The following is a 13,201-nucleotide window of genomic DNA, read 5'->3' as shown; positions in this document are numbered from 1 at the left end:
CTAGCGAAGCGTCAGTTTCAGCGCTGGTTTTTCGCCATAGTCGTCGTAGCGTTCATTGATCGCGGCGATGCAAAATTCGAGCTCTTCGAGGATATCGGGCGCCTGCTGGCGCAGTTTCTCGCTGTGCGATATTTCGATGCTCAGCACTTCGTTTTCCCGCAGCCGGAACTTGCTCATGCCGTCTTCATCGCGCAAATAACTGAGGCAATCGATCCAGGCATTCATGTTGCGGCCGTAGAATTCGGGAAAACCGAATACCTGTGCGCATTCGGTATGGAAGCTGTCCCAATCGGTGATGGTTTCGCCATTCAGGCGCGCGCTTGGCATCATGTTCTCCTGCTTGAATTCCAGATTATTTGTCGAACTTATCACATCTGCCGCAACAAGTTGCGCGATTCGATTCACAGCACCCACATTTTCAGGACCAGGCCGCTTACCGCACACGCCGCAATGACATGGATCACATTGCGCTTGAAACGGAACAGGGCGACCGCCGCGGCCAGCGCGATCAGCGCCGATAACCAGTCAAAGGCGCCGCCAAAACCCTGTGGCCAGAGCACGTGGTAACCGAAGAATACCGCCAGGTTCAGGATCACGCCCACCACAGCGGCGGTTATCGCCGTGAGAGGCGCGGTAAACTTGAGGTCATGGTGGGTGGCTTCGATCAGCGGGCCGCCGGCCAGGATGAACAGGAAAGAGGGCAGGAAAGTGAACCAGGTCACCAGTGCCGCCGCGGCGGCGCCGGCAAGAAACAGGCTGTCTGGTCCGAATACGGCTTTGACATAACCGCCGACGAAGCCGACAAAAGCCACCACCATGATCAGCGGCCCGGGCGTGGTCTCGCCTAGCGCCAGGCCATCGATCATTTGTGTCGGCGTCAGCCAGCCATAGTGTTCGACCGCGCCTTGATACACATACGGCAGCACCGCGTAAGCGCCGCCGAAAGTCAGCAGCGCCGCCTTGGTGAAAAACCAGCCCATCTGCGTCAGGGCGCCATGCCAGCCATAGAACACTGTCAGCAAGCCCATCGGCAGCGACCACAACAAGGCGCCCGCGATGGCTATCCAAGACAAGGTGGACCAGCGGAATTGCGCATGCGTCGGGGTCGGCGTATGGTCATCGATCAGCGCGGCTCCAAACGATTGGTCTGCCTTGCCGTGCGCGCCTCCGGTCTTGAAACGGTCCGGCGCGATGCGGCCGCCGATGTAACCGGTCAGCGCTGCGGCGGCGATGATGACCGGGAACGGCAGCTGCAAGGCGAAAATCGCCACGAACGACGCTGCGGCAATCGCCCACAAGGCATTGTTCTTGAGCGCGCGCGAGCCGATCCGGTGCGCTGCCTGCAGCACGATGGCGGTCACGGCGGGCTTGATGCCGTAGAACAGGCCGGCGACCAGCGGCAAATTGCCAAAGGCGATATACAGCCAGGACAGGGCGATCAGGATCAGCAGCGAGGGCAGCACGAACAAGACGCCGGCCACGATGCCGCCCCATGAACGGTGCATCAGCCAGCCGATGTAAGTGGCCAGTTGTTGCGCCTCCGGGCCCGGCAGCACCATGCAATAGTTCAGCGCATGCAGAAAGCGCCGTTCCGAAATCCAGCGTCGGTTCTCAACCAGCTCCTGGTGCATGATGGAGATCTGGCCGGCAGGTCCGCCGAAGCTGATGAAACCCAGTTTGAGCCAGAACAGGAAGGCCTGCCGAAAACTGACTGCAGGTGGGGGAAGTTCTATGTGCGCTGCGGATGGAATTCCGGATTGGCTCATATGCCTGGTTTCGTCGATATTGTTGGAAGCTGTGGCGGCGCCGCGCCGCCAATTTTGCACCAGCTTATCCTACAAAGAGAAAAGGGACTCCGGTTGCGGAATCCCTTTTTTTATCCGATACAGCGCGGTTCGGCTTTATTCGACAGAGCTGTGCAGCACGCTGTCTGGCAAAGGCGCCTTGAACCAGCGCTGTGCATTGACATTGAGCATGCCGTTTTGCTTGATGGTGCTGAGCATGGCGTTGACCTTGTTCAGCAATGCAGTTTCGTTTTTATTAATGCCGATAAAGCAGGGCGAGTCTTTCAGCACGATTTTCAGCTGGGTTGCTTCCGCTTGCTCTTTGGTAAAGGCGGAAATCAGCACGTTGCCGGCCGCCAGCAATTTGGATTCGCCCTGCAAATACGATTTGACGGCCTCAGGCTCGGTGGCGAAGCGTTTGACAATGGCCGACGCCGGCGCCACCTTGCTCAACTCTCCGTCTTCGATCGAGCCTTTGAGCACAGCGATAGTCTTGCCGCCCAGTCCGGCCGCGTTCTTGACGTCGATGCCCGGCGCGCCGAATACACCGAGGTAAAACGGCGCATAAGCCTGCGAAAAGTCGATCTGTTTTTGACGCTCAGGATTTTTGCCGAGGCTGGAGATCACCAGGTCGACATGCCGGTTCAGCAGCGACGGAATGCGCTCGCCGCTGTCGAGCGGCACCATGTCCAGCTTGACGCCCAGTTCCAGCGCAATCATCCTGGCGATCGAGACATCGAAACCTTCCAGCGCCTTGTACTGGTTTGCGGCGCCGAACGGCGGCGTGTCTTTTGGCACCGCGATGCGGATCGCGCGGCGGTTCTGCACGTCTTCCAGTGCATCGGCGCGGCTCTCATGGGCCGGCAGCAAGGTGGTTGCCAAGGCAAGGGAATAGACAAGAAGACATGCAAATACACCGGCGTAACGCTTCACAAGAAGACTCCCAGAATCAATTGAACGAACTCATGTCCATTTTTCAATGGCTCGCATTGCAGCTGCAACGATTGTTACGCACAGGATTCTATGTCTGGGCAGAAAGTTTGTATACGGAATAATCGGGAATTGTGTCGCGCTGTTTCTTTCCTGCGAATTTATGCAAAAACTGTTGGCAGGAAGTGTGAAAAGGCTTGGAAAACGCATCGGATTCGAGGCGAATTGTTGTTTCCTTGCTTCGGAGGATTGGGCCGGGCCATTGAAGCGCCAAACAAAACGGCCTTCATTTCTGGGGGCGCTGGGAATCTCCCGGGTTTTCGCCTGCAGGCGAAAACCGCTCAGACAGCGGCAAGCACGCTTGCCGAAACCCTGTCTTCGCCCCGCGTCCGTTCCGGCCGCGGCTTCGATACCCGTCATATCGAGCACCAATAAAAAAGGCCACCCTAAAGGGTGACCTTTTGTATTGGTGGTGGAGGCGGCGGGAATCGAACCCGCGTCCGCAAGTCCTCTACAGACAGTTCTACATACTTAGTGCTGTCATTTGATTTAACCCAGCCGACGCGGACGCACACGCTTCGTTCAGGCGAGTCACCTAAATTTAACTTTCAGCCAAGTAACCCGACTAAAAGCGATTCCCTGTATATGACTCTACTGCTGTTTTACCAGCCCACCCCAGGGACGAGATGGTGTAGAGCTAACCGGTTATTAAGCGGCTAGTGCGTACGAGTTATCGTTTGCAGTTAGATCTATTCCGATTGTATTTACGAGGTAGTCGGTCCTCGGTATGCCCTGCGCTGCTTTGTAACCCACGTCGAAACCAGGTCGCCCCCGACGCTATAAAGCAAACATCAGTATACCACTTTATCGCTCGATCCGAGGCCTGCATCCCGGGGGCTTGACTGGGACGGAGCCAATTGTCACCGCATGCTCAAGGTCCCCCTTTTCCAGGCCGGATCCTGCCAGCGGTAAAACAGGCTCAGGGAACGCGGGTTATCGGCCTGTTTCTCGACATCCATGGTATCCATCCGGATCACTTCAAAGCTGCGCTTGAAGCGCCCGTCCACACGGGCTTCGCGCACCGCCAGCATTTTCGTGCTGCCTGGCACCCAGCCGGCGAATTCCAGGTAGCCGATATCGGGCGTGTTCGCGGCCGGCGGCAGGATATCGATGGTCCAGCCTTTTTCTGCCTGATGGAATACCCACAGCTCGCGCCATGAATCGAGCGGTTGCACGGCGAGCGCCAGGGCGGTTTGCTGGGCGTTGACGCTGGCCGAGGCTTTCCAGACCAGGCCGTAGGTGCAGCGCTTGAAAAGCGGGTTCTTTTGATCGTGTTTGGCATCCACCAGCGCGACACAGGTTTCGCCGGTTTCGCCGGGCGTGGTGACGACCGCCAGGCCGCTGCCGGCAGCTGGTTCGGGTTCCGCCGCCCAGCGCGAGGCAGCGACGCGCACGGCGGCATCGGTATAAGCGGCTGCATCCGGTTCGGCGATTTCTTGCTTGTTGACGCCGGCCAGTTCCTGCAAGGCGCGGTTGGCGGCGTCCTGGGCCGGCAGGCGCTGCCTGGCGCGTTCGAAGGCGATGCTGGCCCAGACGCCGGCGCGGCGCAGGCGCAGGCGGTTTTTTTCGTATTCGGGCAGGTTGGTCAATTGCACACGGTCGAGGATCTCGCCGCGCCAGGCATCGAGGCTGTTGCGGTCGGTAGGCGTGAGATTCGGGTCTACGCATTCGGGCCGGGTCAGCGCCAGGGCAGCGCGGGCGCGCTGGCCATCGTCCGATTTCATGGCCAGTACGCGGCGGAAGGCTTCACCGTTGTAGCAAAGCTGGATGCGCCCATCGCGCTCGAAGCCTTGCATGCCGATGCCATAGCTGGATGCCACTTCAAGATGGGCCGCCAATACGGCGTCGTCGGTTTTTCCGCGTTTGGCGGAGGCGCGGCGCGCCAGGCGCTCCGCCATGGCGCCCAGCGCATCGAATGGCTCGGGGCCGATGGCTTCGGCTGGCGCCGCCTTCAGGTAGGCTGCGGCGTAACTGATGCCGAGCGCCTCGGCTCCCGGCGTGTCGCGCAGGAAGCGCACCACTGCCAGCAGGTCGGGCGCGTCTTTCGGTTCCAGCGACTGGGTACGCACTTGCGAAGCGCGGATATAGCCGCCGCGTTCGCGGCGGTGATCGTATACCTGCAGGTAGTCCATCTTTTCGCCGCGCACTTCCAGGCTGTCGCCTTGCCAGAGCACGGCTTGCTGCTGGGCCGATTCGCGGGGCGCGGCGCGCAGGGCGGCGCTATCCTGGGTGACGATGGCGACCAGGGCCAGGGCGGCGAGCATCATTGTTGTGTCTCCTGAGCAGCGTTGGCTTGTGTATTTTGCGAGGCAACCGCCTGGCCGCCGCCGAGCAAGGCCGAACCGATGAAACCGCCGTTGGCCGGGGGCGCGGCGATGATGACCGAAATCTTGTCGGACAGTTTGTCGGCCATGGTTTTCTGGATCAGCAAGGGGTTCTTCGAGATCAGCGCGCCGTCACGCTCAAGCTGGGCGCTGGTGACCTTGCCGATGGTTTCCAGGCGATAGGCTTCGACGTCGGCCAGCTTATGGCGTGAATCGGCTTCACCGGTAGCTTCGATGCGGCGCGCTTCTGCGCTGCCCTCGGCGGTCTTGATGCGCGATACCTTCTCTGCCTCGGCTTCATACTGACGCTGCTCGATCTGCTTTTGCTTGAATGGCAGCACGTGTTTCATGGCTTCTTCCTGGGCCTTGGCGGCAATGATCTGTTCGTTGCCAGCCGCTTCCGCCGATTTTTCGCGTTTCACCTTGTCGGCTTCGGCTTCCAGCTCGGTTTGCTTGACTCGCTTGCTCTTCAGCTCCAGCGTGTATTTCATTTTTTCGGTTTCCAGTTCCTCGGCCAGGAGTTTTTCCATGCCTTGACGGTATTCCGGCGGCAGGTCGACCTGGCCCATCTGTACGCCGCGCAGGATGATGCCGTCGGCCGCCAGTTTCGGTTTCAACTCGTTTTCTATTTCTTTCTGGATCTCGCCGCGCTGGGTGGAAAAGATGTCGCGCACCGAATAGCGGGTGAAGGACTTGTAGATCACGCCCTGCACCATCGGCTCGACGATCTCGCCGTTGATGTCGGCAGGCAGTTTCGCCGCGATAGCGGCCAGCCTGGCCGGGTCGATGGCATAGCGTATGGTCAGGTCCACCCCCAGCGACAGGCCCTCGATCGACTGGAAGGGCGCTTCGCCGTTTGCCTTGCTGCTGCGGACCGGACGATAGACCTGGTCGAGCAGCGAGTAGCGCCGCAGTTCATGCAGGCCGGGGATGACCACGACCAGACCGTCTTTTACCTCGGTGGTGCCGCCGGTGAGCTTATTGGCGCGGATGCCGACTTCGCCCGGTTCAAGAGTCTTGAATGGCGGATGGGTAATCAATTCGTAGCCGCTGCCGCCTATCAGCGCGAGCGCCAGCAACAGTATCCAGGCACGCCGTGCGGCGCGGGCCAGGCCGGCCAGCGTAGCGCCGATTGCCGAAATGGTTGTGGTGAGCAGCGCCAGCAGGCCCTGCGCCAGTGATTCGAGCCGTTCAGACATGATATTTCCCCCGGTTGATGTGGTAATTCGATGGTTGGGAGCGGCATGCAGTGCTTTTCCCTGGGAAGAATCTTGCGCCCCAGGCCGCGGAAGTAACAATGGCCGGGCAGGGGCAGTCGCGTTATCCGGGAGCGGTGAATGCTCCGCAACGTCGCATTCCGGTAAGCCGTGTGAAGAAATACTCACAGCGCGGCGCAGACATTTCATGGGAAAGCGTGGATACTTTCATGACCCTTCATCCTGCAGGCCACGAAAAGAGCGAGGACGATGGGCGTCATTGATAGCGGATGTAGCGGAGAAAAAATGTCAAAGCAGGCACAAAAAGTAGCGGTGATCGAAGACGACATCCCGACCAGCAACCAGCTCAAGGGCTGGATCGAATCGGCCAAGCCCGGCATCCTGGTGGACCAGTGGTATACGCGCGACGATGCCGAAGCGGCGCTGGCGCGCGAGAATTATGACCTGGTGGTGCTTGACATCGAACTGGGGCGCGAGCGCCATGCCGGCGTCGCCATCATCAATGCCATCAACAAGGGCCAGGCAACGCCGGTGCTGGTGGTGTCGGCCATGCCGGCCACCATCTACCGCAGCATCATGAAGGCGCTGGATGCCTGGGATTACCTGCAAAAGGCAACCTTCGAGGAATCCGATTTCATCGATACCTTCCTGGAAATCCTGCGCGCGGCAAAGGACCGCAACAGCGCGAGGGAGAGCGCGCCTGCGGCCAGCAGCAATGAACTGTCGATCGACCCGCTGCGCCAGAAAACCCCGATCTGGCGCGCGCAACGCATCAACCTGCCGTTGACGGCGCAGCGCCTGCTGGCCGCGCTGTACGAGCATCGCGGCCAGGTGGTGACCTATGAGCAGTTGTTCCAGGTGGTCAAGAGCGGGCGCAACCGCGACAATATCCGCAAGCACGTCAGCACCATCCGCGATGCGTTCCGCGAGGTCGACGCAGAGTTTGCCTGCATTGAAAATATCCCGATGCGCGGCTTTCGCTGGGTCGACCAGGAAAAATGATGTGCCGCCACTTCAACCGCGGGGATGACTGCACATGAAGATCAGCTTTCCGAATATCGCCCAATACCGCTTGCGCATCCTGTTTCGCGGCGCCTTCCTGCTGCTGGCGGTGGCTGCCGTTGCGCTGGCGTTGTATGTGCTGCAGCAGGAAAAGCAGTTGAGCTACAAGAATTACCAGGCCAGTTTCCGCAAGACCGGCGACCAGATCCTGGCCACCTTGCGTCATCCCGCCGGCCAATTGGCGCTGCTGAATCCGCGCACTGAGAATGGCGGCGCGGCTGCGCTGCACCCGGTGCTGCTGCCGTTTCCCTCGCTCGATTTTGACGACCAGAACAAAGTGCGGCAAGCCATCACCATGTCCGGATGCCTGGTGCAGTATGGCGACGACGGCGCGCTATGCGTCGCCATCGGCAACAACCCCTGGGCCGGCGGCTTCATTTATGTTGCCGGCAGTTTCGTCAGTGGCGAACTGATGCCGCACCAGCGCGGCGAGCAGGATATCGATGACGCGCATCGGGTGCGGGTGACCGTGACGCTGCGCGGGCAGACCTATCGCTGGATTGCGCCGTTTGAAAAGAACGGTGATCCGAATGCGGTTCAGACGCGGGGCGCACATGGCCGCCTGACCGGCTTTCTCGACGACGATAGCGGCCGTGTGGGAGCGAGGCCGGTCAAGGATTTCCGCGGCTGGATCTGGCAAAGCACCTCATGCAGCAAACCTGGGCCGGGCGACGGCGATGCCGATTGCCCGCGCAGTGCATTTTTTTCGCTGCGCCTGCCGGTGGGAGTCTTGCAGGACGCCCTGTTCCAGCAAAAAAATCCGGTCTGGCCGCCGGCCGACCTGGACAACATCCAGGTGCGCATCGAGGTCTTGCCTCCGGGCGACGGCCCGCTTCTTTTCGACAGTAAAAGCGCCGCCGCGGCACGAGCATTTTCCGTGGGCGACCTGGCCTCGCTGCTGTTGCCGGGCGAGAGCTTGCGCATCAAGAAGCGCGGCGCCGTGGGCGGCGCTGACCTGGTCAGCCTGATCGGCGCCGAAGATCATCCGGACGATGCCTCGCGCCTGCTCAGCCGCCTGGTGCGCCGCCTTCCGGTGGACGAAGTCGGTCCGCCGAACGAAAGCAGGGAATCGGTCGTCACTTCGGCCGGGATCTATGACGTGACCCTGATCGGCGACGAACGCAGCGTCAATCGCAGCCTGGGCGTGGTGGCTGCACGGGTACTGTGGTTTGTCGGGGCGATGCTGCTGGCATTGTTCGTGGCCTGGCTGATCATCGAGATCGGCATCATCCGCCGCATCACGATGCTGACCCGGCGTGCAGCCAAGGTGTCGAAGATCGTCAAGGGTTCAGGCGGCCTCGACCAGTTCGACCTGACCGATTTGCGCGGCGCCGATGAGCTGGGCGTGCTGGCAAGCTGCCTGCATGACCTGCTGAGGCGCGTCAAGGAAGATCTCGAGCGAGAGGAAATCCGCGCCGAGCAGGAAAAGGAAATGTGGCATGCGGTGGGCCATGAAATCATGTCGCCGCTGCAGTCGCTGATGGCCTTGCACGGCACAGCGGAAAATCAGAGCAGCCGCTACATCAACCGCATGCAGCAGGCGGTGCGGGTGCTGTATGGCAGCGCTTCTCCCAGCGAGGCGTTTCAATCCACAGTGTTGCAGGTGACTGCCATCGACATTGGCGCTTTTCTCGGCAACGTGGCCGACAATGCGCCGCTGGTCGGTATCGCAGATGTCAGGTTTTCCGGCGAGCAGGAAGGCGTGATGGTCAGGGCGGACGATTACTCACTGGAGGATGTGGTCACGCACGTCTTGCGCAATGCCGACCGCTGTCGCCTGCCGGGCTCCATGATTTCGATCGACCTGAAAACCACGGAAACCGCCGCCACCATCGCCATCCATAATTACGGGCCGAATATCGCTGAAGAACTGATCGACAAGATTTTCGAATACGGCGTGTCGGATCAGCTTGATGCTGGTGCGAATGGCAGCCGGGGACAAGGGCTGTTTGTCGCCAAGACGTATATGGCCAAGATGGGCGGAACCATTAGCGTGTTAAATGTCGCGGACGGCGTGGTGTTTTCACTGGGGCTGCAACGCGTGTGATGTTGCCGTCGTTCTTCCGGCAAGAGAAGTTTCTCTCTTGCCGGAATCTCGCTATTTCAGCGCAAAATCGACCCGGTTCGGCTGGCCCTTGTCCTTGATGCCGTCGGCCGTCAGTTTCGGCGCGATCAGGAAGATCCGTTCCAGCGGGATCTGGCCCTTGGTTTCCAGGTACTTGCGGACCGTTTCGGCGCGCCGGGTCGCCAGCGCGCTCAAGGCGTCCTGGGTCACCGCGGTGTTGGCGACGATCAGTTTTTCCATCTCCGCGGTCGGCAGCGATTTTGCCAGGCCGACCATGTTGCGCGGCTTGTCGAATTTTTCCGAACCATACACCTTGCTCATGTATTTTTCCTTGTCGGCGTCGGTCAGGGTCACATCGTCCGACTGCGCATCGTCGCTGCCGTCAACCGAATCCTTGAGCTTCAGCGCTTTCAGCTTGCGGTTGAGGATTTGCTGGCGCACGCCGTCGGTATCGCTTTTCGGATCGACCCGGCCGATCAGGTCCAGCTTCAGCGCGGGACGGTCGATCAGGGCCTTGGCCAGGGTGTCCAGCTTGCTTTGCGTAGCTGCCGTGAGAGTGGCCGAGCCGGGCGCGAATTCGGCATAGCCGAGGTCGTCGCCGCCGGCGCCGCCGAAGGCCGAGCTGATCAGCGCGAACGGCGAGGTGACGGCCTTGACGATCAAATTGATGAAGATGCGGACGATGATGCCGCCTATCGAAAACTCAGGATCCGACAAGGTGCCGGAAATAGGCAGGTTGATGTTGATCTGGCCGTTGCGGTCTTTCAGCAGGGCGACCGCCAGCAGCACCGGCAGCTTGGTGGCGGTCGGGCTGTCGATCTTGTTGCCGAAGGTGAGCTGGTCGATGCGCACATTGTTCTGCGCCACCAGCTTGTCGTTTTCGATGTGGTAGCTGACATCCATCGACAGCTTGCCCTTTTCGATTGCGTAGCCGGCGTACTTGGCGGCATACGGCGTCAGGCGCGGCAGTTCGACGCCGTTGGCGCTGGCCTTGATATCGAGGAACATCGGCTTGAACAGCGGATTGAGCGAGCCGGAAATCGCTACCGGGGCGTCGTTGTCGATCTTGCCGTTCAAGTCTATCGGCGCCGGCTGCGGCTTGTCGGAGGCGATGGCGCCGACGGTACCGTTCATGCCGGTCATGTTGGCGGTGTAGTTCGGCTTGACGAAGTTATCGGTGTAGTTGATGTTGCCGCCCTTGATGACAACCTGGCCGACCTTGATCACCGGCGCATTCTCTTTGGGCGGCGCGGCAGCGATAGGGGCTACGGTAGCCTTGCCTTCGGCAGTGGACTTGGTGACTTTTGGCGTCCCCTGGCCCATGCCTTCGCCCGCCTCGGCGGAAGTCAGGGATGGCGCCGGCGTGCCGGGCGGAGCGTTTTTCTGGACGACGATATCTTGCAGGTTCAGCTTGGCTGTTTCAGACAAGATGATGCGCGCATAGAAATCGTTCAGCGCAATCTTCGCCAGCGTGACGTTTTGGCGCGGGCCGCCGATATTGGCGTTGATGCCGCTGACGTCGAGCAGTTTCCATTTCAGGAAATCGGAGGAAGTTTCTTTGTCGAGCACGCGGAAATTGGCCAGGCGCAGGTTGCCGCTGTAACTAGTGGCGAGTTCCTGGCGGCCGCTGGGCGGCGTCAGCGACAGTTTGCCCTTGGTGCTGGCCTGGCCCGAGGTCAGGTTCACGTTCAGGTAGTCGGTGAAATACGGCTGGAAGGCGGCTACCGGCAGGTTTTGCACATCGAGGTCGAGCGCGATCGATTTCAATTGCGGCGCGATGCTGCCGTCGGCCGACAATTTGCCGGTCTTGTTGAGCTGGGTGCGCAGCGCAACCTTGATGGTCTTGTCGAGTTTGCTGGAGACATTGTCAGCGCTCAGGTTGAGGCCGTCCGCGCGCAGCTTGACCGCCGGTTTGACCGAGTCGTCCTGGTAGGCCAGGCTGCTGTCGCTGATGGCAAACTTGTTGATGGCGGCGACCCACTCCGGTCCGCTTTTCTTGGCGGCTGCAGGAGGGGTGGGGGCGCCTTTGTTCGCGTTGCCGGTGTTGGCGATGAATTGCTGCAGGTTGAGCTTGCCCTGGGCATCGCGCTTGACGTCTCCCTGGATCCCGGCCAGGCGCAAGGCGTCGGCGTTGAACATATGCGCTTCGGTATCGACGCTGGCGTTTTCCAGGCTGATTTTCTTGGCGCCTATGCTGCCGCCGGCGCTGGTTTTTGCCGCCACCTTGAGATCGTCGACATCGATGCCCAGCTGGTGCAGGCGGATGCGGCTGCCGTCGATCGCCAGCAAGGTATTGAGCGACAGCTGGCCGGACAGCACGGCTGCCAGCGAGCGGTTGACGTAAGGCTGGTAAGGCGCGAGCGACAGGGCATTGATGCTGGCCTTGCCGGCGACGATGCCTTTGGCCGGAGTGATCTGGCCGATGAACTGGATATGCTGGTCGTTTTCCACGCCGGTGGACAAGGTCACGGTGGCCGGCTTGGCGTCAGCCGCCATCGACAGCCGGCTCGCTTGCAGCGCCACGTTCTTGACCTGCAGGTTGAGCGCCGGCGAAGCATTGGCGGCATCCAGCCAGTTGACCGTGCCGTTGTGGATGCTGAGCTTGGCCAGGCTCATTTGCGGCGCCGCGCCGGCCGGCTTTTTCGGCGCATCCTTGGCGATTTCCTGTTTCACCTCCTGTTTTGCGGCGGGAGTGCTCAGGGCCGCCCAGTTCAGGCTGCCGCTGGCGTTCAGGTTGACCCAGACTTCCGGCTGCTGAATCTCGATCTGGTCGAGCGCGGCGGCGCCGGTGAGCACATTGAGCTTGTTGATCTGGGCATTGATCGCCTGCGCCTTGAGCAGCGGCGCCGCATTCTTGTCGGCCAGGGCGACGTCGGCCAGCTTGATCGCGCCCGACAGCAATACTTCCGGCTTGTCCTTGTTGCGCAGGAAGGTCAGGTCGAGATTGGTCGACAGCTTGGTGCTCTGGATGACCAGCGGCAGCGCCACCGGCGAAAACGCCACGAAGCTGGCGACATCGAGCTGGTCGATATCGATCGCCAGCGAGGTTTCCAGGCTGCCGGCGAACGGTTTGCTGCGGCCTTTCAGGTCGAATGGCGTGCCGTTGACCTTGGCCGACAGATGCGGCTGTACGAAGGTGTCGACCTTGCTCGGGAAATTCGAGACATAGGGCAGGCCGATATTGAGCGCCTGGATGTCGACCAGCTTGTTGGTGACCTTGTCATCGAACTTGATGCTGCCGTTTTCCAGCTGGATATTCGATACCGAAAACAGCGGGGTCGGATCGTCGTTCTTCGGCTTAGCCAGGATGCGGTCGATGATGTCGGAGAAATTGTAGCGGCCGATGCCGTCGGCGCTGGTGCGCACGACATGCAGGCTGGGATTGACCAGCTTGGCTTCATTGAGCACCGGCGCCAGCCGGAACAGTGACGCCGAGGAGGCATTGACCACCAGCGTTTTCGCCGAGAAGGCGGCGGTAGTCTTGTCCTGCTCATAGAGCGTGAAATCGGATACCGTCAGAGCCAGGTTGAAAGGATTGAAGGCGATCTTGCCGACCGTCGCCTTGCGCCCGAGCTGGGCTTCGATCTGTTGTTCCACCAGGTGCTTGGCGACCGGCGGCACCGCCAGCCAGCTGATCAGGGCCAGCATCAGCAACACGATGACTGCGATGCCGGTCCAGCGCATTGCGCGCGGCAGCCAGGAAGGACGGGGGATATTTGCCATTTTTATTCCTTATGGGCAAGCATGTCCACAATATAC

The 13,201-nt window shown here is 60.6% G+C and carries 9 protein-coding genes and 1 other RNA gene; 2 read left to right on the top strand and 8 right to left on the bottom strand.

The genetic code is table 11. From position 1 onward, the window contains the following. The 7 genes from CFU_RS19630 to CFU_RS19610 form a co-directional block, all read right to left on the bottom strand. Window positions 1-327 (bottom strand): barstar family protein, encoded by a 327-nt coding sequence (locus CFU_RS19630; RefSeq protein ID WP_041743714.1) that lies wholly within the window; start codon window positions 325-327, stop codon window positions 1-3. Window positions 328-401: 74 nt separating this feature from the next. Beyond that, window positions 402-1,766, bottom strand: a complete 1,365-nt coding sequence (chrA, locus tag CFU_RS19625) for a chromate efflux transporter (RefSeq protein WP_041743713.1) — start codon at window positions 1,764-1,766, stop codon at window positions 402-404. A gap of 135 nt (window positions 1,767-1,901) precedes the next feature. Further along, window positions 1,902-2,717: a transporter substrate-binding domain-containing protein gene (locus CFU_RS19620; RefSeq protein ID WP_014007742.1), complete on the bottom strand. Its 816-nt coding sequence runs from the start codon at window positions 2,715-2,717 to the stop codon at window positions 1,902-1,904. Window positions 2,718-2,747: 30 nt separating this feature from the next. Continuing rightward, entirely contained in the window at window positions 2,748-3,134 is a 387-nt protein-coding gene (locus tag CFU_RS24690; RefSeq protein WP_148264901.1) for a hypothetical protein, read from the bottom strand. A 50-nt stretch (window positions 3,135-3,184) separates the two neighbouring features. Further along, window positions 3,185-3,547, bottom strand: a transfer-messenger RNA (tmRNA) gene (ssrA, locus tag CFU_RS24095). An 87-nt stretch (window positions 3,548-3,634) separates the two neighbouring features. Continuing rightward, entirely contained in the window at window positions 3,635-5,041 is a 1,407-nt protein-coding gene (locus CFU_RS19615) for a hypothetical protein (RefSeq protein WP_014007741.1), read from the bottom strand. Then, a complete protein-coding gene (locus CFU_RS19610) occupies window positions 5,038-6,297 on the bottom strand; it encodes an SPFH domain-containing protein (protein ID WP_041742490.1) in 1,260 nt (419 codons plus the stop codon). Before CFU_RS19610 ends, CFU_RS19615 begins: the two co-directional genes overlap by 4 nt. Window positions 6,298-6,600: 303 nt before the next feature. On the opposite strand from CFU_RS19610, the gene CFU_RS19605 reads away from it, so the two are divergent. Continuing rightward, entirely contained in the window at window positions 6,601-7,317 is a 717-nt protein-coding gene (locus tag CFU_RS19605; RefSeq protein WP_041742489.1) for a response regulator transcription factor, read from the top strand. A gap of 34 nt (window positions 7,318-7,351) precedes the next feature. Next, the gene (locus CFU_RS19600; protein WP_014007738.1) at window positions 7,352-9,424 is read left to right on the top strand and encodes a sensor histidine kinase; all 2,073 of its coding nucleotides are present in this window, start codon (window positions 7,352-7,354) and stop codon (window positions 9,422-9,424) included. A 51-nt stretch (window positions 9,425-9,475) separates the two neighbouring features. On the opposite strand, the gene CFU_RS19595 is transcribed toward CFU_RS19600, so the two are convergent. Beyond that, on the bottom strand, window positions 9,476-13,165 hold the full coding sequence (locus CFU_RS19595) for a DUF748 domain-containing protein (RefSeq protein WP_014007737.1): 3,690 nt from the start codon (window positions 13,163-13,165) through the stop codon (window positions 9,476-9,478). Window positions 13,166-13,201 lie beyond the last annotated feature (36 nt).

The organism is Collimonas fungivorans Ter331 (assembly GCF_000221045.1).
In the GTDB taxonomy this organism is placed as follows: Bacteria; Pseudomonadota; Gammaproteobacteria; order Burkholderiales; family Burkholderiaceae_D; genus Collimonas; species Collimonas fungivorans_A.
Note: the sequence above shows the minus strand (reverse complement) of the source record. Positions and strands in the feature narration are given on the sequence as shown.

What these genes read in the sequence shown, in the direction of transcription:
- CFU_RS19630 (WP_041743714.1), bottom strand. Translation starts at nt 327, where the DNA reads ATGCCAAGCGCGCGCCTGAATGGCGAAACCATCACCGATTGGGACAGC.
- chrA (WP_041743713.1), bottom strand. Translation starts at nt 1,766, where the DNA reads ATGAGCCAATCCGGAATTCCATCCGCAGCGCACATAGAACTTCCCCCA.
- CFU_RS24690 (WP_148264901.1), bottom strand. Translation starts at nt 3,134, where the DNA reads ATGACGGGTATCGAAGCCGCGGCCGGAACGGACGCGGGGCGAAGACAG.
- CFU_RS19615 (WP_014007741.1), bottom strand. Translation starts at nt 5,041, where the DNA reads ATGATGCTCGCCGCCCTGGCCCTGGTCGCCATCGTCACCCAGGATAGC.
- CFU_RS19610 (WP_041742490.1), bottom strand. Translation starts at nt 6,297, where the DNA reads ATGTCTGAACGGCTCGAATCACTGGCGCAGGGCCTGCTGGCGCTGCTC.
- CFU_RS19605 (WP_041742489.1), top strand. Translation starts at nt 6,601, where the DNA reads ATGTCAAAGCAGGCACAAAAAGTAGCGGTGATCGAAGACGACATCCCG.
- CFU_RS19600 (WP_014007738.1), top strand. Translation starts at nt 7,352, where the DNA reads ATGAAGATCAGCTTTCCGAATATCGCCCAATACCGCTTGCGCATCCTG.
- CFU_RS19595 (WP_014007737.1), bottom strand. Translation starts at nt 13,165, where the DNA reads ATGGCAAATATCCCCCGTCCTTCCTGGCTGCCGCGCGCAATGCGCTGG.